Below are 21,695 nucleotides of genomic sequence, written 5' to 3'. Positions count from 1 at the left end.
CGGGTGTTTTGCGGGGTAGGGAGGCTAATGTCAGAAAGTCGACCGAAGACCAAGTTTGACGCCTATGTCTTCAAGGCTGAATTGATCCAGCGTTGAACTTGTCTGTTTGGCATTCAATTCGGCCGTTGGCGCAAACCCCATGTAATTCAGATCGTTGAAAATCACTTTTATTGACGCATCCACAGTTTTGTCCTCTCGTCGTGAAAACGGAAACTGGGCTCGGTCAAATTCCTTCTCGCTATACCCCATTGCAAGCTCCAGATTTGTATCTGCAAACAATGGCTTTGCGGGCGTGTATCGAATGGTCGCGCCATAGTTGCCATGTGCAATTGCCGCTGATTCTGATGCCGTGTCACTTGCGTATCCGGTTACCCAAATAGCACCACCGCCGTTCAGAGCATGAGCCCATGTAACTGACAAATTGGTAACGTCCGAAGACCGAAGGTCGCTGTCTTGGCGCCATTGCCGCTGCAATCCAAGGTTGAAGCCTAAAGATGACCTTTTTCCGACTCTGAGTTGGCGACTGGCCCCCAGTTCGACAAACTGACTGAGGGAGGATCCACCATACCAATTGTGACCTGCTTTAACATGCAGGCTAGTAGCACCTTTTCTGTCGCGATCCTGTTTGCTGGCGACCAGGGAGGCTGTGACTTCCTGAAATGCGTAATCTGAGCCGCTTACATCCGGCGCAAGGGCTTTTGCGCTGGAAGACAAAGTATAAAAACGAGACGACAACGATAAACCCGCAGTGAGGTTCCAGTCGTTTTGGGTCGGTAGTTTATAAGAGAAAGTAGAGCCAAAGGCGTATTCTATGCCCGACAGTGCCTGAGCATCGCCGCTAAGCGCAAACGGAAGCCCTGCAATTTCAATGAACTCTGATTTTGAGCCGTTATTGATGTTGCTTGAAGGCGCTACGGAGATGTCGAAGTTAAGGGAAACAGGGCTGCTTCCTCTTACAAAACGTAAGTCACGAACAGCGGAGGCTTTAAGCTTCTCATTGGGGGCAACTTGCGCTGCTCGGCGCAACCAGATTTGGGCAGACAACTTGTTGTCCATTGAGGATACCGCCTGCGCGGTAAGCATGGCCGCAGTAAACTTATGTCCCGAGGAATCAGCTGTTTTCCAGGCTCGCTTTCCTGCGCGCTTTGCGTCCTTCAGGTTCCCCATCAAGCGCTCCGCACGCGACAACACGAGCAATGCCTTGATGTCGTTCGGATCCCGTTTGAGCAGCGCAAGCGCAATTGCGCGCGCAGGCACAGGTTGTCCTTGCGATACCAGTGAGAACGCAAGTGACCGGCTTTCAACCACCGTTATTTCACCTCGCGAGCTTTGCCCCGAAGCGTCAGTTGCAAATAGAAACGGAAGTGTCAGAAGCAGCGCCCCCCGCGCGACTTCCAATATGGTTTTATTGAGCAACCAGAAGTACACCTAGTTCGCGTACTTCCGCAGCGGTTACCGGCGTCGTGCCGTTGAGGATAACATAAGCAGCGATTTCCTCTCCGTTTGCCCCTCCAAACACGCCTTCCCAAGTCCCGTTCAAAGTGCCGTCAACGGCAACGGCTGTACTTTCGTCGATGGTCGCGTCGGTGCGGTTGATAAACGCCTCAGCCAATGAAACACTTGCCAAGGTGCCCAGAAGAGCTTGCGTATCCGCGTCGTATACTTGTCGGTTGGTGATGAAGCCCACGATATCGCCGGTTATGTCAAAATCGTCAAAGTCGATCAGAACACTTGCGTCGCCCGTGACCAGTTCAATCCCTGCGCCACCGACCACGTCATTGTCCAATTCACGGATGCCGCCATAGGTGCCAGTATATTGGATAATCCCGTTCACTGGCAGTGAAATTGCGGAATTGTTGCGGCGAACCAATGCGCCGGCGTTATTCGCGGTCCCCAACCAGTCCGGAGAAGCGGCAACACCGCCTTCTACGTTACCCGATGCAGACCTGTTGAACATCGCGGAGTATCTAAGGCGACCGCTTTGGCCGCGCTCGTCACTCTCGTAAAGTCCCCAGCCATTGGGCAAGGTAGCGGCTCTGTTGTAAAACCCTGTTTCGGTGTCAAATGGGATGTTGTTGATGTTCAGCGTGTCATCTGACGGGTCAGCAGTGCCTTGGTCATCAAATTCCATCGTGTTGGCAACCAATGCCACAGACTCGTCGAAGGCGATCTTTTGTCCGGTGACCGTGTTCGGATCAGTGGGGTCGACAACAGTATCAACTGTGCCACCCGTGACAGGGTTCGACCCGCCGCCGCCGCAAGCGACCAGTGCGGATATTGAAAGGATGCCAAATGCCTTCACGGCTGTATCAAATGTCATAGCTATATCTCACTGCCCGAATAAGCGCACTTGGGCGCGTTTTGTTCGGAAACTCGGTCGGGAAAGGTTAAAAGTCAACGACACAGGCGTGCAGAAGCTGGTGAATTTGCCGAGTGTTGCTAAACAATCGCCCGTGTTTCAAAGGGATAGGCATTACCTTGTGGATAACCGCAACATCATCTTGATGTGACCCCCGCCTTCGACGCAATATGTGGTTTCAGTCCACGAATCTTAATACGCCGGAGACCGCATATGCCTATTTCCACCGAACAAGCTCAGGAAATCGCTGAGGCGCGGTCTCAAACCAACACCACGATGCGCGCCACAGTGCCGGGGATGGAGCAGCACTTGTATACCGCCCATGAGGTCCTTGATCACGGGTTTATCCGCGTCATCGACTATATGGGCGACGATAGCGCCATCTGTCAGGCCGCGCGGGTGTCTTACGGCAAGGGCACCAAATCGGTGCAAAACGACGAAGGCCTGATCCGCTACCTGATGCGCCACTGGCATTCCACGCCGTTCGAGATGTGCGAGATCAAGCTGCACGTCAAACTGCCCGTCTTCGTGGCGCGCCAGTGGATCCGCCACCGGACGGCCAACGTCAACGAATACTCCGCCCGCTATTCCATCCTTGATCGCGAATTCTACATTCCCGCGCCCGAGCATATCAACGCGCAATCCGTGGTGAACAACCAAGGCCGCGGTCAAATTCTGGAGGGCGAGGAGGCCGCACGCGTGCTGGAAATCCTCAAGTCCGACAGCACCCGCGCCTATGATAACTACGAGGCGATGATCTCCGATGACGGCCAAGACGGACTGGCCCGCGAGCTGGCCCGCATGAACCTGCCCGCCAACATCTATACGCAGTGGTACTGGAAGGTGGACCTCCACAATCTGTTCCACTTCTTGCGCCTGCGCGCGGACAGCCACGCCCAATACGAAATCCGCGTCTATGCCGATGCGATTTGTAAGGTCGTCGCCGATTGGGTCCCCGCAGCCTATTCCGCGTTCGAGGACTACCGTCTGGGCGGCGCACAACTCTCCGGCAAAGGCGTCGACTGCCTGCGCCGTATGCTGAAAGGCGAGGACGTCACCCAAGAGACTTCCGGCATGTCCAAAGGTGAATGGCGGGAGTTTATGGGGGTTGTTGGAGACTGACGGGTGTTTCGCGCGAAAACACTCTTTGTCTTGGGGGCAGGGGCGAGTGCCGAGGTGGGGCTTCCAGTCGGGGACGCCCTATTGGAAGATATCTCAAAGATTATCAATCTCAAGTATGACTGGAATGGCCAGACGAGTGGTGACCGCACTCTTTCTGAAGCGCTGAAGATTTCGCTAAACGAGGGAAGGGAGGTAGAAAAGTTCAATAGTCACAGGCATTCGGCTCATCAAATAATAGCATCGGCCAAACAAGCAATATCCATTGATAATATCGTAGATGCCTTGGGTGATGCTCAGACTGAACTTGTAGCTAAGTTAGGGATCGTTAGAGCCATCCATTCCGCTGAGAAACAAAGTCACTTCTTTAAGGAAACTCACGAGCGTTCTAATGAAATTGACTTGAGGAAATTTGGATCGACTTGGTACTCTCACCTAACGAAAATTATTTGCGAGAATAGAAAGAGGGAAGATATTTCTAATATCTTCGAAAACTTATCGTTCGTTTCATTTAATTATGATCGCTGCTTAGAGCATTACCTCCCGAAATCGATCGCAAATTACTATGGTTTGACTGAGGAATTGGTTCAAGATTACGTGCAAGATCTTCGTGTTCACAGGCCGTATGGAATTGCAGGAAGGCTACCTTGGCAAAATTCTGATACTGCAGCCGCTCCTTTCGGAAATGTGAGGGCTGACAGTCTTGCCGTAGCTGCTTCGGAAATTAGAACATTTACACAAGGTATGGGTGACCAAGATAAGCAATCTGCGATGCACAAGGACTTGATGGAAGCAGAACGGATTGTATTTTTAGGTTCAGCCTTTCACCGTCAAAATTTGGAACTCCTCAAGGTTCGTGCCAACCCAAATGTCGAGGTGCTCGCTACTGTAGGCGGATTGTCGGCGAGCTACCAACGTACCGTGAAGAATGAGTTGGCAAAAAACTTTAACATTAGAGTTAAAGAAAACGGTGAGAAAATCATCCTATCGGATATGTACTGTGAACAGTTCTTTCGAGAGCATTGGCGCACCTTGACTGCTGATCCACCGTCTAGTTATTCGAGTTGGGTCGGTGCTATCTAGTTGAGGCATAGGATAGTGCAACTATCTTACCTCGCACGATCAAAGATCGTGCCGCGCCCGAACCGCCCCCACGGGGCGGGCGCGTTCCGCTCCCACCCCTCGGTTCGGGCGCTGCCATTTCGATAGGCTTGGGGATTAAACCCGCCGACAGCTTGCCCAACGTTTTGCCGACGCTTTGCCGACCGGCAAACCCCGCTCAAAACCCCAACAAAAAAGCCCGCCAAAATAAGCGGGCTTTTCCATGTTTTAGAGCATTCAAATATTAATCAAGTGCTACCAGATCGCCAGCTGACGCGCGGCCGTCGCGGCCTTCGATCATCTCGTACTGGATTTTCTGGTCGTCGCGCAGGCCGGTCAGACCAGCGCGCTCAACGGCTGAAATATGCACGAAGACGTCCTTGCCGCCATCGTCGGGTGCGATAAAGCCGAAGCCTTTGGTGGTGTTGAACCATTTTACGGTGCCAGTGGCCATTCCGTGTCTCCTTCTAGTATCCGCCCGCGGGTTTGCGGCGGGGTGGTGTAGCAGTGTCTTCAAGTTTAGTGGTCTGCTCCGTAGAAGAAGGCCGAAACGCAAAGTCTGTCTCACAAGCAATAGATTAGACCTGCTTTTTAAAACTTCAATGACTGATATTCATTCGGCGTTTTTCGGCACCCGTTCGGAAGGTAAGTTATTGATACGCATGGTTTTCATATGGGCGAATTCTGGACATATTTCGTGAACATGCCCATAAACCGACCGGAATCGAAAAGGAAAACCGCATGAAACTCTATGGCATCAAAACCTGCGACACCTGCCGCAAGGCCCTCAAAGCATTGCCAAACGCCGAATTTATCGACGTTCGCGCCACCCCGTTGGACCGCAGCGAACTGGCCCGATTCTTGGAGGTTTTTGGCGCTGCATTGGTGAACACGCGCTCTACCACTTGGCGCGGGATGTCGGACGCCGAGCGCGCGGCCGACCCGTTAGAGCAACTTCTGGCACATCCAACACTTATGAAGCGCCCCGTCATTGACAACGGAACGCTTCATTTGGGGTGGGGCAAGGATGTGCAGGCTTTGCTTACCTGAGATCGGGAGGGCAGGCCTCCAGCTTGAGATCCGCAATCAACGTTGCCGCATCCACCACAGATGTCTGCTTTTCACCAAGGCGGCGCAGGGTCACTGTGCCGTCTTCGACTTCCTTTTTCCCGACCGCCAAGATGACCGGCACCTTGCCAACCGAGTGCTCCCGCACCTTGTAGTTGATCTTCTCGTTGCGGATATCTGCCTCGGCGCGAATGCCAGCGGCCTTTAGTTTTGCAACGGTTTCAATCACATAGTCGTTTGCATCCGAGATGATCGAGGCGACCACCACCTGACGCGGAGCCAGCCAGAACGGCAGCTTTCCGGAATGCTCCTCAATGAGGATGCCGATAAACCGCTCGAAGGAGCCCAACGTCGCACGGTGCAGCATGACCGGCTCATGCTTCTCACCATCCGCACCGATATAGGTGGATTCCAAACGCCCGGGCGTATTGGCATCAACCTGCAAGGTGCCGCACTGCCAGTTCCGGCCAATTGCGTCGGTCAGCGTGAACTCTAGCTTCGGACCATAAAAGGCGCCTTCGCCCTCCAAGATTTCAAAGTCGTGACCAGCGGCCTTACACGCATCCCCAAGGGCGGCTTCCATACGGTCCCAAGTTTCGTCGGAGCCGACCCGCTTTTCCGGACGAGTCGATAGCTTAATCGTCCAGTCGTTAAAGCCGAGGTCCGCATAGACCTTGGACAGGAAATCGATGAAAATCTTTGTTTCGGCTTCAATCTGGTCTTCTGAACAGAAGATGTGACCATCGTCTTGGGTAAACCCGCGCACCCGCATGATGCCATGCAGCGCGCCGGACGGCTCATAGCGTGCACAAGAGCCGAACTCGGCCATCCGCAGCGGCAGGTCGCGGTAGGATTTCAAGCCTTGGTTGAAAATCTGAACGTGGCAGGGGCAGTTCATCGGCTTAAGGGCATTCACGGATTTTTCGCGGGCATGCTCTTCGTCAACTTCGACGATGAACATGTTTTCCTGATACTTGTCCCAATGGCCGGAGGCCTCCCACAGCTTGCGGTCAACGACCTGCGGGGTGTTCACCTCGACGTAGCCGCCTTTGCGTTGCTGGCGGCGCATGTAGTCTTGCAGTTCTGTGTAAACGGTCCAGCCATTCGGATGCCAAAACACCTGACCTGGGGCTTCGGCTTGCATGTGGAACAGGTCCATCTCGCTGCCCAATTTGCGGTGGTCACGTTTTTCGGCTTCCTCAAGGAAATGGAGGTGTTCTTTGAGCTTCTCTTTGTTCTGGAACGCCACGCCATAGATACGTTGCAGCATTGCGCGATCACTGTCGCCGCGCCAGTAGGCCCCCGCCACAGACATCAGTTTGAACGCGTCAGCTGGGACTTGTCCGGTGTGCTGCAAATGTGGGCCACGGCATAGGTCTTGCCAGTCGCCGTGCCAATACATGCGCAAAGGTTCATCGCCCGGAATGGCTTCGATCAGCTCGACTTTATAGGGCTCGTTGTTGTCCTCGTAGAACTTCACCGCGCGCGCGCGGTCCCAGATTTCTGTGCGCACTGGGTCGCGAAGGTTGATGATTTCCTTCATCTTCTTCTCGATGGCGCCGAGGTCTTCGCTGGAGAAGGGCTCTTTTCGGTCAAAGTCGTAGTACCAGCCATTCTTGATAACCGGCCCGATGGTGACCTTCACGTCCGGCCATAGAGCTTGTACTGCGCGGGCCATGATATGCGCCAGATCGTGGCGGATCAGTTCCAGTGCTGGGGCCTCGTCCTTCATGGTGTTGATCGCGATTTGCGCGTCGGCCTCGATCGGCCACGCCAAGTCATGATGCTCGCCGTTTACAGTGGCAGAGATCGCCTTTTTCTCAAGCGACGACGCGATGGAGGCGGCAACTTCAGCAGGGGTGACACCAGCTTCAAAGTCGCGCGAATTGCCGTCAGGAAAGGTCAGGGAGATAGAGGCCATATGTTGGCTCCTCGTCAGTTTGGCGCCCACGGAACGCCCGGTTGCGGGTTATGTGTAGGGGGTATTTGGCCGGAGCTTGCGCGAAGGTCAAGCAAGGATGCACGCTATTTGGTTGAAAGGGGCGGTTTCATTGCTAGATCATGCGGTAGGCTTTCGGTTGCAACTCAAACCGCATTCGCTAGCTTGTGCCAAACAATTTTGACGGAGGCCCCATGCCTGACTATCTAGAAACGGCCTCAGGCCGCCGCATCGCCTTCCATAAAACGGGTGGGACAGGCCCCGGAGTGGTGTTCATAGGGGGCTTCAAATCCGATATGGGCGGCACAAAGGCTGTGCATCTCGAAGCATGGGCCAAGGCGCAGGGCCGCGCGTTTTTGCGGTTCGATTATTCGGGGCATGGGGAGTCCTCAGGCGCATTCGAAGACGGTGCAATTGGCGATTGGGCGCAAGATGCCCAAGACGCAATAGAGGCCCTGACCAAGGGGCCGCAGGTGCTTGTCGGATCTTCCATGGGCGGATGGATTTCACTGCTTATGACCAAACGCATCCCCGAGCGGATCGCGGGTCTGGTCACAATTGCGGCGGCTCCTGATTTTACCGAAGACAGCATGTGGGGCAGCTTTACCGACGCCCAAAAGTCCGAGCTGGAGACAGGGCAGCTGGCCTTGCCGTCAGACTATGGCGAGCCCTATATCATCACCAAGCGGTTGATTGAGGAGGGGCGCGACAATCTGGTGTTGCGCGCGCCGCTACCCTTGCCCTTTCCGACCCGCTTTTTGCAAGGATCGGCGGATGCAGATGTGGATATGTCTGTGGCGCAGCGCTTGTTTGAACATGCCAGCGGGCCGGACATGCAATTGACCCTGCTCAAAGGGGCGGATCACCGGTTCTCTGATGAGGCAGCGTTGGAGATGATTGAGATTGCAGTGGCTGATGTTTTGGGGCGGGTGTAATGCAGGCTTTTGGCAAATGGCTTGGCCGCGTATTGCTGTTGCTGGTGGGGATCGGTCTTGCCGTGTGGCTGTTTGCGCCTCGTGAACCCGTCGACGTGGAAATATCATTTCAAGAGAGCGCTTTAGGGGATGATCTTGATGCATATCTTAAGGCGGTTGAAGCGCCCTTTGATGACATCACCCAAGGGGTCGAGAAACGCATCATTTGGGCTGGCGAGGCCGGGGCAAAGACGTCGCTGTCGATTGTCTACATTCATGGGTTTTCCGCGACGTCTGAAGAAATCAGGCCCGTGCCGGATATGCTGGCAACGCAGCTTGGTGCGAACCTGTTTTATACTCGTATTACAGGGCATGGGCGTGGTGGTTTGGCGATGGTGGAAACCGTTGCAGGGGACTGGATAGAGGACACCGCAGAAGCGCTCGCCATTGGCAGGCGTATTGGCGAGGAGGTGATCGTTATCTCGACGTCCACAGGGGGGACCGCGACGGCGATTGCGGCGACCAATCCGGCGCTAATGAAGCAGGTCAAAGGTATTGTGATGGTGTCGCCGAATTTCCGCGTACGCTCCCCTGCGGCGACCTTATTGGAGTGGCCTCTGGCGCGCAGTTGGGCGGCGCTTGTCGCAGGGGCCGAACGTAGCTTTGATCCCGAAAATGAGGGGCACGCAAAATATTGGACGACGCTCTATCCCACCACGGCGCTGGTCCCGATGATGGCGCTGGTGAAACATGCCCGTGAAACGGATTACGCCAAGGTTACGACGCCGGTCCTGATGGTGTTTTCCGACGAGGATGCAGTGGTGTCGGCAGAAACCACCCGTGCGATCTCGACAAAATGGGGCGGAGCGGTCACCTTGGCCCCGCGAAAGCTCACCGGCGATGATGATCCGTTCAACCACGTGATCGCAGGCGACATCTTAAGCCCCGCACAGACAGACGGCACGGTCGCGTTGATCAAGGATTGGATGGAGGACCTGTAATTGGAACAACGGATTTCGCTGATCACATTGGCTGTGGCCGATCTGACGCTTGCCGCCGATTTTTACGAAGCACTTGGCTGGACGCGAACCCCAAGTCCGGATGGCGTTGTGGCATTTGATATGGTCGGGCAGACATTGGGGCTGTATTCCGCGTCCGGATTGGCGAAGGAGCTTGGCATCGATGTGGCGGGCATCGGCGGGTTCTCTGGGGTGACGCTGGCGCATAACGTTCGCGAAAAGGGTGAGGTTGCTCAGGTGCTTGCTGATGCGGAACGGGCAGGGGGCAAGGTTCTCAAGCCTGCCCAAGATGTGTTTTGGGGGGGGCATCACGGCTATTTCAGCGATCTGGACGGCCATGTCTGGGAAGTCGCATATAACCCGTTCTCGCCGCTGCGAGACACGGATGGGGCGTTTCGGTGGAACGGCTATGGTACATCCGATGGTACGCCGTAAGCCGGCATCAATGTGGTCGTTGGAGACCTTGGGCCGCGAACGCTTGTCCAAGTATTTCTTCATGCGCGAGTTTTTGTATTCTGAAATTGCGAATTTTCACCAGTTGCAAAATATCCCCGAAAACATAGAGCTGACACTGCAGGTCGGGCGGGCATTTTGCACAGAGCTGTTGGATCCGCTGCATGAAACCTTTGGCTGTGTCACGGTGCGCTCTGGGTATCGCTCTGCGACGTTGAACAGGTTTGGAAACGAGAACAAACTGAACTGCGCGCGCAATGATTACCCTGGTGAATGCCACATTTGGGACCGCTCGGCGGTTGCCCCCATCGGTGGGGCCACGATCGTCATTCCTTGGTTTGCGGATCAATATGCGCAGGGGCGAGATTGGCGCGATTTGGCCTATTGGATACATGATCATTTGCCATATTCGGAACAATGGTTTTTTCCAAAGCTGGCGGCGTTTAACCTGACGTGGGAACCAACGCCGCGTCGCACGATTTCCAGCTACATCGCCCCGCGGGGCAAATTGTTGGCCGCTGGTCGCGAACCGGAAGAGACACAGGCGCAGCGGTCTGCCAGATACGAAGATTTTCCTCGGTTTCGCGGGTTAGGCCTGCCATAAGGGATCGAACATTGTTTGCCCCTGTACCCACAGGTTTACCCGCTGTACTTGTGTTTGTTCAACATTCTCATCCCCCCGACGGTCTAGCTAGGCCGGCCGAACTAGGAGTTACTGATGCCCGAGCCACTCGTTCTTTTGCCTGGTATGATGTGTGATGGGCGCCTTTACGGGCCGCAGGTCAAGGCCTTGGGGCGTGATCGCGCCATTCATATTGCGCCGATCAGCAACCACGACACGGTGGAAGCTATGACCACCGAAATTCTTGAATCGGCGCCACCGACCTTTGCCTTGGCGGGCTTATCCATGGGAGGGATCGTCGCGATGGAGGTGGTTCGGCGTGCGCCGGATCGGGTGACACGACTGGCCTTGATGGACACCAATGCGCTGAGTGAAACACCCGCCTATGCCGCCGCACGAGAGCCGCAAATCGCGCGCGTCATGGCGGGGTCGCTGGTTGAGGTCATTCGCGAAGATATGAAGCCCGAATTCCTCGCGCCGGGCGAGGGGCGTCAGGCGGTGTTGGACCTTGTGCTGGATATGGCGCTGGAGATGGGCGAGGGCGTGTATCTGCGCCAGTCTCGCGCGTTGCAGCGGCGTCCGGATCAGCAAGGGACATTGCGCAAACTGAAAATGCCGACACTGATCCTATGCGGTGAGCATGACCGGTTGTGCCCAGTGTCTCGCCATCAGTTTATGGCAGATTTGATCCTGCGTGCGCAGCTGAGAATTGTGCCCGATGCGGGGCATTTGCCCACGCTGGAGCAGCCTGAGGCGGTCAATGCCGCGCTCAAGCAGTGGTTGCAAGCCTAGGCCTTTTTCTTCTTTAGCGGCGCGACATTGCCTTTGGCGGCTTTTGGCGCAGCGGCGTTTGCATCGATGAATTCCAGCACCAAGGGGCGGATGTTGTTGCGCCAGCTTTTGCCTGCGAAAATACCGTAGTGGCCTGCGCCGGGCTCCACATGGGATGCCTTCATGTCTTCGGGTAGCCCAGTACATAAATCCAACGCCGCAATGCATTGACCCGGGGCGGAGATGTCGTCTTCGGAGCCCTCAACGGTTTTCACGGCAACCGTTGAGATCTTGCCTATGTCGACTGTTTTCCCATTCACAATGAAACGATTCTCTGCGATCTCGCGCCCTTTGAAGATCCGCTCGACCGTGGATAGGTAGAATTCGGCGGTCATATCCATCACGGCTAGATATTCGTCGTAAAACTTGTTGTGCTTGTCGTGCTCGCCCGCTTCGTCTTGTGCCACGCGCATGACCTGCTCTGTGAAAGCGGTGCTATGGCGTTCGGCGTTCATCGACATGAAGGACGCCAGCTGCAACAAGCCTGGGTACACTTGGCGACCGACCCCGTTGTATTTGAAGCCGACCCTTTGAATGGCAGTCCCTTCGAGCTGGCCCATGGTGACGCGGCGACCGAAGTCTGTGACGTCCGTGGCGGCCGCATCGGGATCAATCGGCCCGCCAATCAACGTAAGGGAACGAGGCTGGGCCTTAGGGTTTTCATCTGCAAGATAGGCGGTCGCAGCCAAGGCCAACGGGGCAGGCTGGCAGACCGCAATCACGTGCGTGTCTGGGCCAAGTTCTTTAAGAAAATCAACAAGATAAAGGGTGTAGTCTTCGACGTCGAACTTGCCCTCGCTGACAGGGATGTCACGGGCATTATGCCAGTCGGTTGTGTAGACTTCCGCATCGGGCAAAAGGCTGACCACAGTGGAGCGCAGCAAAGTCGCGTAATGGCCGGACATCGGGGCGATCAGAAGAATTTTGCGCGGTTTTTCAGGGCGGTCGGTGACGTTGAAGTGGATCAAATCGCCAAAGGGCTTTGCCAAGGTGACTTCGACTTCGACCAGATGGTCGCGGCCATCCTCCCCTACGACAGAGGCGATGTTCCAGTCAGGTTTTGCCACCATCCGAGAAAAAGCGCGTTCGGTAACCTCTCCCCACGCGCCCAGCATTTTGAACATCGGGTTTGCGGTCATACCTGCGGCAGGAAAGGCACCCATGGCCTGTGCAGTTGCGCCAAGCCATTGATTGGTCACGCGCATAGTTTCCATCAGGTCATAAGTTGCCATATACTTCACAGATAGTTCCTTTCGAGCGTAAGCTTTGCCCTACTTCAAGTTATCGCTTTGCTGCGATAGCAAAGGGGTATGCTTCGCAAGTGCAGCATCAAGGTAGGGTAGAAAAGTTAATATGACAACTAAAACTGATGGTGCGTCCGAGAATGATAATGCTGAAAAGCTAGAACGCCTGAATGCAAACCTTGCCAAGATGGATGAGTTGTCCAAGCGGCTGGTCTCGGCCATGGGCAAGAAAAAGTCGGCTGATCACGGGCTTCAGGGCCCAAATCAAGACGTCTATGTCCAAGCCGCCGCCGCCTATATGGCGGAAATGATGAACAACCCGTCCAAAATTCTTGAACAGCAGGTCAATTATTGGGGTAAGTCGCTCAAACATTATGTCGATGCACAGCAGCAGCTTGCGCATGGCAAAATTGAACCTCCGCAGGACAAAGGCCCAACAGACCGCCGCTTCAAGTCAGAGCTGTGGGACACTCACCCTTATTTTAACTTTATCAAACAACAATATATGTACTCCTCGGAGGCCATCACAGACGCGATGCACAACCTCGAAGGGTTGGAGGACCATGAGAAGAACCGTGTGTCCTTCTTCGCGCAGCAAATCATCGACATGTTTGCGCCAACCAACTTTTTGGCCACCAACCCTGACGCCTTGTCTCGGGCTGTTGAAACAGATGGCGCGTCTTTGGTGCAGGGGTTGGAAAACCTCGTTCACGACATTGAGGCCAATGAGGGCGATTTACTGGTAAGCTTGGCCGATGAGACCGCCTTTAAAGTGGGAGAAAACATCGCGACGACGGAAGGCTCTGTGGTGTTCCGCAATCACATGTTCGAGCTGATCCAATACAAGCCGACGACCGAACAGGTCCATGCGACGCCGGTTGTGATCTTCCCTCCATGGATCAACAAATTCTACGTCATGGATTTGAAGCCGCAAAACTCTTTGATCAAATGGATCGTCGATCAAGGGCACACATTGTTTATCGTATCTTGGGTGAATCCGGACGAAAGCTACGCAGACGTGGGCATCGATACCTTCATTGACGAAGGCTATTTGACGGCCTTTGAGCAGGTGAAGAAAATTACCGGCGAAGCGCAATTGAACGCCGTGGGGTATTGTATCGCAGGGACAATGTTGTCACTGGTGCTGGCCTTGATGAAAAAGCGCGGCGATACATCCGTAAAGTCCGCCACCTTTTTCACGATGCTGTCTGACTTCGAAGACCCTGGGGAAATGGGCGTTTTCTTGGAGAATGATTTTGTGGACGGGATCGAGCGTCAGGTCGCGGATAAAGGCTATTTGCACTCATTCTTTATGTCACGGACGTTCTCGTATTTGCGGGCGAATGACTTGGTCTACGGGCCAGCTATTCGCAGCTACATGATGGGGGAGGCCCCTCCGGCCTTCGATCTGCTGTATTGGAACGGTGACAGTACCAATTTGCCAGGGCGCTTTGTCGTGGAATACCTGCGCGACCTTTGCCAAGACAACAAGCTGGCCAAGGGCACGATGCAGCTTTTGGGTGAAACGCTGGCTTTGTCGGATATTGATTTGCCGATTTGCGCGATTGCCTGTGAGACCGACCACATTGCGGCATGGCGCGGCTCTTACACCGGTATCCAGAAGTTCGGATCAACGGATAAGACTTTCATCGTGTCTGAGTCTGGACATGTTGCTGGGATCATTAACCCGCCCTCAAAGAAAAAATATGGTCACTATAGTAACGCGGACATGGCAGGTTCGCAGGATGATTGGTGGGCAGGGGCTACGTTTCACGAGGGGTCTTGGTGGCCGCGTTGGGATGTTTGGCTGTCGAAGGATTCAGATAGAATGGTTGCGGCGCGGATGCCCGGAGATCAGGACTGCCCTATACTCGCGCCTGCTCCGGGGACTTACGTGCTGATGAAATCCGGCAAGTCATAAGTGGCGCGCGGGCTTCTCCACAAGGGATAGGTGCATATTGCTGTCCAAGGTTTTCGTTGACCTGAAGCGGGGATAACGATCTTTTGCCGCAACGCAGAAAAAAGCTTGCAATGCTGCAATGCAGCACGTATATATTCTGCAGACGCGAACGAAACATCGGGCCGCAGATGGCCCTCTTTCTTGGAGACCACGACAATGGCTAACAAAACTCAAGACTTCACTAAAGTTTTCTCCGACATGGCAGCTGCATTTCCAGTAGACATGTCTGCTTACAACGAAGCAGTTAAAAACTCCGCTGCTTTGGGCGAAAAAATGTCCAAAGTTGCTCTGGACGCTGCGACGACTTCTGCTGAGCTGTCTTCCAAATGGACAAAAGAAACACTGACCAAAATCTCCGGTGTTACAAAAGCGCAAGCAGAGCCTGCTGACTATGCAAAATCCGCTTCCGACTTCGCAACTGCACAGGCAGAATCTTCCGCAGAGCACTTGGCTGCTTTCGCTGAAGTTGCGAAAAAAGTTCAAATGGAAACTGTTGAGCTGCTGATGGCTGCTGGCAAAGACATCCAAGAGGACACTTCTGCTGCTGTTAAGAAAGCAACAGACGAGCTGACAGCAACAGCCAAAAAAGCAACTAAAGCTGCCTAAGCTTTAACGCTTCAAAAGACTGCCGCTATCTCCTCCCTTTAGCGCGCAGGTTTCTAGGGTGGGCTTTGGGCCCGCCCTTTTTTGTTGCCACGCCCGAATGCAGGCCCCCTTTCTTTTTCGCTGCGCCTGCGCTAGCGTTTTTCTGCACTGCAATACTGGGAGGTTTTCGTGGCTAAATCTGAAATGACACCTTTGTTAATCAAACGTTACGCGTCGCGGAGGCTCTATAACACCGAGACCAGTGATTATGTGACGCTTGATGATATCTCTGGGTTCATCAAAGACGGCCGCGATGTCCAAATTATTGATCTGAAGTCAGGCGATGACCTCACCCGTCAATATCTTTTGCAGATCATTGCCGACAACGAAAGCAAGGGCGAAAATGTTTTGCCAATCAACGTGCTAACAGATCTTGTGCGCAGCTATACCACCAATGCCCAAAGCATGGTTCCCGACTTCCTTGCAGCAAGTTTTGAGATGCTGCGCGAAGGTCAAAGCAAAGTTGTCGAGAGTATTTCCAGCCCGATTGCCGGTGTTCCGGGGTTTGAGCAAATCAAAGCCCAACAAGAGGCGTTTATGAAGACGATGATGGGAGGCTGGAGCGCGCCAGAGGCAGCTGATAGCGCGGCCTCAAAACCCATGCCTGCGTCGAAAGAGGATGATAGCTCCGAGTTGGACGCGATCAAAATGCAACTGGCTGAAATGCAAGCCGCTGTTGCGAAGATGGGGAAGTAGGGGCCGATATCCTACGTCTTGAGCCCTTTGGTTGGGGGGATGTGGGCTTGTCGACCGCACTCGGGTCAAACCGCCATGCTCTAAGGAAACTACATGGTTGATACTCCAGGGAAAATTACGCTTTGGCAGGTTGAAATCTTCGTCGCCGCCGCCGAGGAGCCCTCCATAACCGCCGCTGCGCGCAGACTTGGGGCCAGCCCCTCTGCCGTCAGTCAGCAATTGTCTAATCTTGAGGCCGCCCTTGGCGCGCGCCTTTTGACCCGCACGGAACGCCCGATGCCGTTGACGCAGGCGGGCGAGCTGTTTTTGCACCGTGCGCAGACCATTTTGCACGAGGCGGCTATGGCGACCTCGGAGTTGGCGCTTAAAGATTTGTCGGCCCGTATGCGCCTGCGGATCGGGGTCATTGAGGATTTTGACGCGGATGTCACACCAGCCCTTCTGACCGGATTGGCCGAACAGATGCCAAAGGCGCAATTCTTGCTGGAAACCGGCGCGTCGCATCGTTTGATGGATCAGCTGGAAACGCGGGCATTGGATATGGCGGTCACCGCAGAGCCCAACAATTTGTCACCATCCTACGAGGTTCATCCGCTGATGGAAGACCCGTTTGTTGTCGTCACCCCGCGCCGTATGGTGCGCGAAGGGGCAGATTTGATGGCGACACTTCGGGCGCACCCGTTGATTTTGTATACGTCCCGTCATGTCATGGGGCGCCAGATTGCCTCGCATCTGTCGCGGGTGAAGCTGCGGGCGTCTCACCGTTTTGAATTGGACAGCTATCACGCGATCATGGCGATGGTGGCGAAGGGCGAAGGCTGGACGATCCTGACCCCGCTTGGCGTGATGCGCGCAAAGCGGTTTATTGACCGTGTCGACATCTTTGAGTTGCCTTTTGAGCCAATTTCACGGCGCATTTCCTTGATGGCCCGCGAGGGGGCTACTCAGGATATGCCGTCGCAGGTCGCAGCCGAGATGCGCCCCTTGTTCCAACGCGACATCGTCGAATATTGCACCCATAAGATGCCGTGGCTCAAGGGGCAGATGCGGGTCTTGGAGTAGGACTAGCCGCGCACTTTTGTTGCGGCCTCAATCAGCGCATCTGCGATATAGTCCAATTCGTCGCGGGTCAGCCGTGCGGGCAGGCGTGTGTCGCAGGCCTTGGCCAGCATTGCGCGGGTTTTCGGCAAAGCTGGCGTGTCACCCGGAATGAACTGCCAGTTCCAAAATGCACGCGCATTGTCCTGTGACAGGCCAAAGACCTGAGTGCTGACACCAAGGGCTTTGGTGGCGTCCATATAGGCTTGGGCTTGGGCAGGCGTGAAGTCTTTCAGGTTGAACTGGATTGAATCAGGCGCACGCAGCTCGGCATTCAATGGGGCAGGGACGGTGAAGTAGCCGCTACCTTCTAGGCGTTCAGCAACGTAGTCGTGGTTGCTACGTCCATCGGCCACCCGTCGAGCCAGCTCGGGCAATTGCGGACGGATGACGCAGGCACTGAGGTTCTGCATGCGCAGGTTGTAGAGCGGCAGCTTGTTTTGCCATTTCGCGGCTTCGTCACCGACAATCGCGTGCTTGGCCCAATTGTGCTCATAGGCGCCTGACATAATGACCGCCCGCGCGACCAATTCGGCGTCATCGGTGATCATGATGCCGCCTTCGCCAGCGTTGATCATTTTGTAGCTTTGGAACGAGAAGCAGCCGATCTTGCCAAGGGTGCCGATGTTTTGGCCATTCCACTTCGTACCAAGGGAATGCGCGGCGTCCTCCACTAGCGGTAGGCCATGCTGCTCGGCCAGCGCGATGATGGCATCCATATCAGAAGTGTGGCCACGCATGTGGCTGATCAAAACCGCGTCCGCCGAAGCGATTTTGCGCTCCAGATCGTCCAAATCCACGCGGTAGTTATCGCCAACTTCGACCAGCACCGGCAGGCAATCGGCATGGATAACCGCGGAGGGTACGGCAGCAAAGGTAAAGGCGGGGATCAGGACTTTTGCGTCGCGGGGCAGATCCAAAGCCTTCAGGGCCAAGAACAGGGCGGCAGAGCATGACGACACCGCCAGCGCGTATTTGGACCCAAGAAGCGCCGCGAACTCTTGCTCGAGCAGGGCAACGGGGGAGTCTTTGGCGGCTGTATAGCGGAACAGATCGCCACTGCGCATCATCGCATCGATGGCCTCTTGGGCGGCTTCGGGGATGGGCTCCGAGGTGTAGGTATTCGGGGCAGTTACAGGGAGGTCACGCATGCCAGCATTGCCTTTTCCAAAGTATCTTTCGGAAAACCTGTAACCTATTTTTCGATCTTCGAAAAGGGCCTAGATGCCCAATTTGTCTCGGGTGGCGTACCAAGTCATGGCCAAGGCCAACAAAGGAGACCGCAATGCGGCCCCGCCAGGGAAGCGCGCGGTTGGCAATTTCGCCAGTCTGTCAAAGCCGTCGGTGTCACCGCGCACCGCATCGGCCAAGACCTTGCCTGTAAAACCGGCCAAAGCGACCCCATGTCCGGAATATCCGGCTGCGGCTAGAACTGCAGGCTGCGGGCGTGAAATATGGGGCAGGCGGGATCGGGTGATCGCCAAGGTCCCGCCCCATGCATGGGTGATCTCCACGGCTTTGAGCTGGGGAAACACCTGCTCCATAGATGCGCGCACGGTTGTCGCTATGTCTTTTGGAAAGCGGTAACCGTAGCTTTCCCCGCCCCCAAACAAAAGACGACCGTCTTCGCTTAGGCGGAAGTAGTTCACCACGAATTTGCTGTCCGACACGGCAATGTCGCGCCGCAGGACCTCGGCTTGTTGTTCCCCAAGAGGCGCGGTTGCCGCGATGAAGTTATTGATCGGCATGACCCGTGTGGCGGTCGGGCGTGTCAGTTCGGTGCCATACCCGTTGGTGGCTTGGATGACATGCGAGGCGGAAATCGTCCCTGCGTCGCAAAGCACGTTTGTGCCGTCGATGCTCTGGGCTCTGGTGGTCTCGAAGATACGCACGCCGGATGTGACGCAGGCCCGTGCCAATCCCAAAGCATAGCGCAAAGGGTGCAAATGCCCCGCGCCGTGATCCAAAGTCCCGCCCTTATACACAGGGGAGCGCAAGATGCCGTAAAGCGCCTCTTGGGACAGGGGTTCTATCTGGTCATAGCCGTAATGTTCCGCCAGATAGGCGGCGTTTTGGTGGTCGGTTTGCGTCTCTCGGGCGTGCCAATTGGCGTGCGCGATGCCGGATTTGAACACCGCCTCTGGGGCATGTTTGGCGCAAAGGGTTTTGGTCAGCGCCATGGCCTCTTGTGACATGTCCCAAAGCGCGCGGGCGTCACTGGGGCCCAGCATTTGTTCGAGGGCCTGTTGAGAGATGTTGAAGCCGGATTGCACTTGGCCGCCGTTGCGCCCCGACGCGCCGAAGCCCACGCGTTGGGCGTCGATCAACACCACGTCCAACCCAGATTGAGCCGCATGTAGCGCCGCCGACAGGCCGGTGTAGCCGCCGCCGATAACGCAAAGGTCTGCAACTACCTTACCTCTTAGAGGCGGAAATGCGGCAAGGGGGCGTGCTGAGGCGGTGTAATACCCGTCGGGATAGGCACCAAGGGCGTCATTGGCGTCCAGAAGATTCATACGTTTAGCAAAAGATGCTCGCGCTCCCATGGCGAGATGACTTGCAGGAATTCATCATACTCTGCGGCCTTGACGATCGAATAAACTCTTGAGAAGTCAGGATGAAGAATACCCTGTATTTCTTTGTCTTCATTTAATAAATTTAATGCGGAATAAAGGCCGCGGGGCACGTCAGCCATGGCCTCATATGCGTCGCCCTTGTATTGGGCGCTAGGGGGCTTTTCCTCTTTGAGCCCCAAAAACCCGCAAGCCAAAGACGCAGCTATGCCCAGATAGGGGTTGCAGTCCATTCCCGCCAAACGGTTTTCCACGCGCCGTGAGGCAGGATCGGAAATGGGCACTCGAATGCCGGTGGTGCGGTTGTCGCGTCCCCATTCCAAGTTGATCGGGGCAGCCTGATCTTTGACGTAGCGCCGATAGCTGTTCACATAAGGCGCAAGCAGGGCGACAACGGATGGCAGGTGGTTTTGCAGCCCAGCGATGAAATGCTTGAAGGCGGGCGTCTCGGAGCCATCCTTGGCGGTGAAAATATTCGCGCCTGTCGCCTTGTCGATTACCGAGTGGTGGATATGCATTGCACTTCCCGGCTCGCCCTCGATGGGTTTGGCCATGAAGGTGGCAAAGCAATCGTGGCGCAACGCGGCTTCGCGGATCAGGCGTTTGAAGTAGAAAATCTCGTCCGCCAGCTTGACCGGATCGCCGTGCTGCAAATTGATTTCCAGCTGCCCCGCGCCACCTTCTTGGGTGATGCCGTCGATCTCAAAGCCCATGTGTTCCGCGAAATCATAGATGTCGTCGATAACGGGGCCGAATTCGTCCACAGCGCTCATGGAGTAGGCCTGCCGCGCCGCCGCGGGCCGGCCCGAGCGCCCCATCATAGGCGCAATGGCTTCGGCGGGATTGATGTTGCGGGCCACCAAATAGAATTCCATTTCGGGGGCCACAACCGGTTCCCATCCCCGTGCGCGGTACATTTCCACCACGCGTTTCAACACGTTGCGCGGGGCAAAGGGAATCGGCTCGCCAGCTTGGTCGAAGGCGTCATGGATCACTTGCAACGTCCAGTCCCCCGTCCAAGGCGCTGCGCAGGCCGTGCTCATGTCGGGTTTGAGGATCATATCGGGTTCGGTAAAGCCGCCTGCGCCTGCGGCCTCCCCCCAACCGCCTGTGATCGTTTGGAAATAGATCGAATTGGGCAGGAAGAACTGCGATTGCTTTGCGAATTTGGACGCAGGTACGGCTTTCCCACGCGCGATTCCCGGCAGGTCGGAGATGATGCACTCGACCTCGTCCAAACGGTGGTCCTTCAGGTAGGACGATGCGGCGTCTGGAAGAGTTTCCAACCAGTTTGAGGCGGTTGTGCTATTCGACATGGGCAGGCTGACGCGGTTGCTTGAAGAAGGTCGATATCTTGGACGCCAAGGCCTGATTGTGGTTGTTCTGTGCCGACGTTTGTACCGCCTTATCCATCAAATCCTGAGGGTAGTCCGCCGTGCCTTGACGCAGCTGGGCGAAATCCTTGATCAACGCCCCTTGGAACTCGGGATGGGGCTGCACGGTAAAGGCGCGGGTGTCATAGACCAGTGCGGCATGTTCGCAAAACCCGTTCGAGGCAACTGTGGTTGCCCCTTCGGGTTTGCGTATGACTTGGTCTTGATGCCACGCGTTCAGCTTTACAGATCCAAGGTCTTCGAAGTCGTATTCGTTCAGCCCAATCGCCCAACCGCCCGAGAATTTCTCGACATGCCCTCCAAGGGCTTGCGCAATGATCTGATGCCCAAAGCAGATGCCAACCATCGGAACATGCGCGCTATAGGCTTGTTGAATGAAGGTCTCCAGCAAAGGAATGAAGGCGTGATCTTCATAGGCCCCGTGGCGCGATCCGGTCAGCAACCAGCCGTCGCAGTCGTGAATGTTGGTGGGGAACTGAAGATGCTCGACGTCATAGGTTTCGAAGGTGAACCCCTGATCATCAAGCAAGGATTGGAACATGTCCGGAAAGTCGCCGAATTTTTCTTGCAACTCGGAGGCTGCGTGACCGCAGGTTAGGATGCCGATTTTCATTGGGGCCTCTAGTGTGTCGATTAAGCGTAAGGTAGTCGCGCCGTTTG

21 protein-coding genes are annotated in these 21,695 nt (G+C 55.3%); 12 read left to right on the top strand and 9 right to left on the bottom strand.

Going from position 1 to position 21,695, the window contains the following annotated elements; translation table 11 throughout:
• Positions 1-30: 30 nt before the first annotated feature.
• A complete protein-coding gene (locus tag Q0746_RS02925; protein ID WP_298257024.1) occupies positions 31-1,416 on the bottom strand; it encodes a surface lipoprotein assembly modifier in 1,386 nt (461 codons plus the stop codon).
• Positions 1,406-2,320, bottom strand: coding sequence for a hypothetical protein (locus Q0746_RS02920; protein ID WP_298257022.1), 915 nt, complete (start codon positions 2,318-2,320; stop codon positions 1,406-1,408). The genes Q0746_RS02925 and Q0746_RS02920 overlap by 11 nt, the downstream gene beginning before the upstream one ends.
• A gap of 252 nt (positions 2,321-2,572) precedes the next feature.
• Here Q0746_RS02920 and thyX point away from each other — a divergent pair, with 252 nt between their 5' ends.
• Together thyX and Q0746_RS02910 are read left to right on the top strand one after the other, a co-directional pair.
• Complete coding sequence (gene thyX / locus Q0746_RS02915) at positions 2,573-3,481, top strand: FAD-dependent thymidylate synthase (RefSeq protein ID WP_298257020.1); 909 nt, start codon at positions 2,573-2,575, stop codon at positions 3,479-3,481.
• Positions 3,482-3,562: 81 nt separating this feature from the next.
• Complete coding sequence (locus Q0746_RS02910; protein ID WP_298257018.1) at positions 3,563-4,561, top strand: hypothetical protein; 999 nt, start codon at positions 3,563-3,565, stop codon at positions 4,559-4,561.
• A 262-nt stretch (positions 4,562-4,823) separates the two neighbouring features.
• On the opposite strand, the gene Q0746_RS02905 is transcribed toward Q0746_RS02910, so the two are convergent.
• Positions 4,824-5,033, bottom strand: coding sequence for a cold-shock protein (locus Q0746_RS02905; protein WP_021099906.1), 210 nt, complete (start codon positions 5,031-5,033; stop codon positions 4,824-4,826).
• Positions 5,034-5,320: 287 nt separating this feature from the next.
• On the opposite strand from Q0746_RS02905, the gene Q0746_RS02900 reads away from it, so the two are divergent.
• On the top strand, positions 5,321-5,629 hold the full coding sequence (locus Q0746_RS02900) for an ArsC/Spx/MgsR family protein (protein WP_298257012.1): 309 nt from the start codon (positions 5,321-5,323) through the stop codon (positions 5,627-5,629).
• Here Q0746_RS02900 and thrS read toward each other — a convergent pair.
• A complete protein-coding gene (gene thrS, locus Q0746_RS02895; RefSeq protein WP_298257010.1) occupies positions 5,622-7,568 on the bottom strand; it encodes a threonine--tRNA ligase in 1,947 nt (648 codons plus the stop codon). The two genes, Q0746_RS02900 and thrS, sit on opposite strands and share 8 nt — an antisense overlap.
• A gap of 212 nt (positions 7,569-7,780) precedes the next feature.
• Between thrS and Q0746_RS02890 the strand changes: the two genes are divergently transcribed.
• The 5 genes from Q0746_RS02890 to Q0746_RS02870 all read left to right on the top strand — a co-directional run bounded on the left by Q0746_RS02890 (position 7,781) and on the right by Q0746_RS02870 (position 11,386).
• Positions 7,781-8,521 (top strand): alpha/beta hydrolase, encoded by a 741-nt coding sequence (locus tag Q0746_RS02890; protein WP_298257008.1) that lies wholly within the window; start codon positions 7,781-7,783, stop codon positions 8,519-8,521.
• Complete coding sequence (locus Q0746_RS02885) at positions 8,521-9,501, top strand: alpha/beta hydrolase (protein WP_298257006.1); 981 nt, start codon at positions 8,521-8,523, stop codon at positions 9,499-9,501. Before Q0746_RS02890 ends, Q0746_RS02885 begins: the two co-directional genes overlap by 1 nt.
• Positions 9,502-9,954 (top strand): VOC family protein, encoded by a 453-nt coding sequence (locus Q0746_RS02880; protein ID WP_298257004.1) that lies wholly within the window; start codon positions 9,502-9,504, stop codon positions 9,952-9,954.
• A gap of 10 nt (positions 9,955-9,964) precedes the next feature.
• Positions 9,965-10,576, top strand: a complete 612-nt coding sequence (locus Q0746_RS02875) for a hypothetical protein (RefSeq protein ID WP_298258033.1) — start codon at positions 9,965-9,967, stop codon at positions 10,574-10,576.
• 114 nt (positions 10,577-10,690) lie between these two features.
• On the top strand, positions 10,691-11,386 hold the full coding sequence (locus Q0746_RS02870) for an alpha/beta fold hydrolase (protein ID WP_298257002.1): 696 nt from the start codon (positions 10,691-10,693) through the stop codon (positions 11,384-11,386).
• Here the strand turns inward: Q0746_RS02870 and phaZ are convergent.
• Positions 11,383-12,666 carry a polyhydroxyalkanoate depolymerase gene (gene phaZ, locus Q0746_RS02865; RefSeq protein ID WP_298257000.1) on the bottom strand — a complete coding sequence of 428 codons (1,284 nt, stop codon included), beginning with the start codon at positions 12,664-12,666 and terminating at the stop codon, positions 11,383-11,385. The two genes, Q0746_RS02870 and phaZ, sit on opposite strands and share 4 nt — an antisense overlap.
• Before the next feature lie 112 nt (positions 12,667-12,778).
• Between phaZ and phaC the strand changes: the two genes are divergently transcribed.
• The 4 genes from phaC to Q0746_RS02845 all read left to right on the top strand — a co-directional run bounded on the left by phaC (position 12,779) and on the right by Q0746_RS02845 (position 17,032).
• Positions 12,779-14,590: a class I poly(R)-hydroxyalkanoic acid synthase gene (gene phaC, locus Q0746_RS02860; RefSeq protein WP_298256998.1), complete on the top strand. Its 1,812-nt coding sequence runs from the start codon at positions 12,779-12,781 to the stop codon at positions 14,588-14,590.
• A gap of 195 nt (positions 14,591-14,785) precedes the next feature.
• Positions 14,786-15,235, top strand: coding sequence for a phasin, PhaP (locus Q0746_RS02855; protein ID WP_298256996.1), 450 nt, complete (start codon positions 14,786-14,788; stop codon positions 15,233-15,235).
• Positions 15,236-15,403: 168 nt separating this feature from the next.
• Entirely contained in the window at positions 15,404-15,970 is a 567-nt protein-coding gene (gene phaR / locus Q0746_RS02850; protein WP_298256994.1) for a polyhydroxyalkanoate synthesis repressor PhaR, read from the top strand.
• Positions 15,971-16,063: 93 nt separating this feature from the next.
• On the top strand, positions 16,064-17,032 hold the full coding sequence (locus tag Q0746_RS02845) for a LysR family transcriptional regulator (RefSeq protein WP_298256992.1): 969 nt from the start codon (positions 16,064-16,066) through the stop codon (positions 17,030-17,032).
• A gap of 2 nt (positions 17,033-17,034) precedes the next feature.
• Here the strand turns inward: Q0746_RS02845 and Q0746_RS02840 are convergent, their stop codons facing one another.
• From Q0746_RS02840 to Q0746_RS02825, 4 genes are all read right to left on the bottom strand, one after another.
• Complete coding sequence (locus tag Q0746_RS02840; protein ID WP_298256991.1) at positions 17,035-18,219, bottom strand: DegT/DnrJ/EryC1/StrS aminotransferase family protein; 1,185 nt, start codon at positions 18,217-18,219, stop codon at positions 17,035-17,037.
• 69 nt (positions 18,220-18,288) lie between these two features.
• Complete coding sequence (locus Q0746_RS02835; protein WP_298256989.1) at positions 18,289-19,584, bottom strand: FAD-binding oxidoreductase; 1,296 nt, start codon at positions 19,582-19,584, stop codon at positions 18,289-18,291.
• Positions 19,581-20,957, bottom strand: a complete 1,377-nt coding sequence (locus Q0746_RS02830) for a glutamine synthetase family protein (RefSeq protein ID WP_298256987.1) — start codon at positions 20,955-20,957, stop codon at positions 19,581-19,583. Before Q0746_RS02830 ends, Q0746_RS02835 begins: the two co-directional genes overlap by 4 nt.
• Entirely contained in the window at positions 20,947-21,648 is a 702-nt protein-coding gene (locus Q0746_RS02825; RefSeq protein ID WP_298256985.1) for a type 1 glutamine amidotransferase, read from the bottom strand. Before Q0746_RS02825 ends, Q0746_RS02830 begins: the two co-directional genes overlap by 11 nt.
• Positions 21,649-21,695: the final 47 nt, after the last annotated feature.

This window comes from uncultured Litoreibacter sp. (genome assembly GCF_947487515.1).
Lineage (GTDB): Bacteria > Pseudomonadota > Alphaproteobacteria > Rhodobacterales > Rhodobacteraceae > Litoreibacter.
Note: the sequence above shows the minus strand (reverse complement) of the source record. Positions and strands in the feature narration are given on the sequence as shown.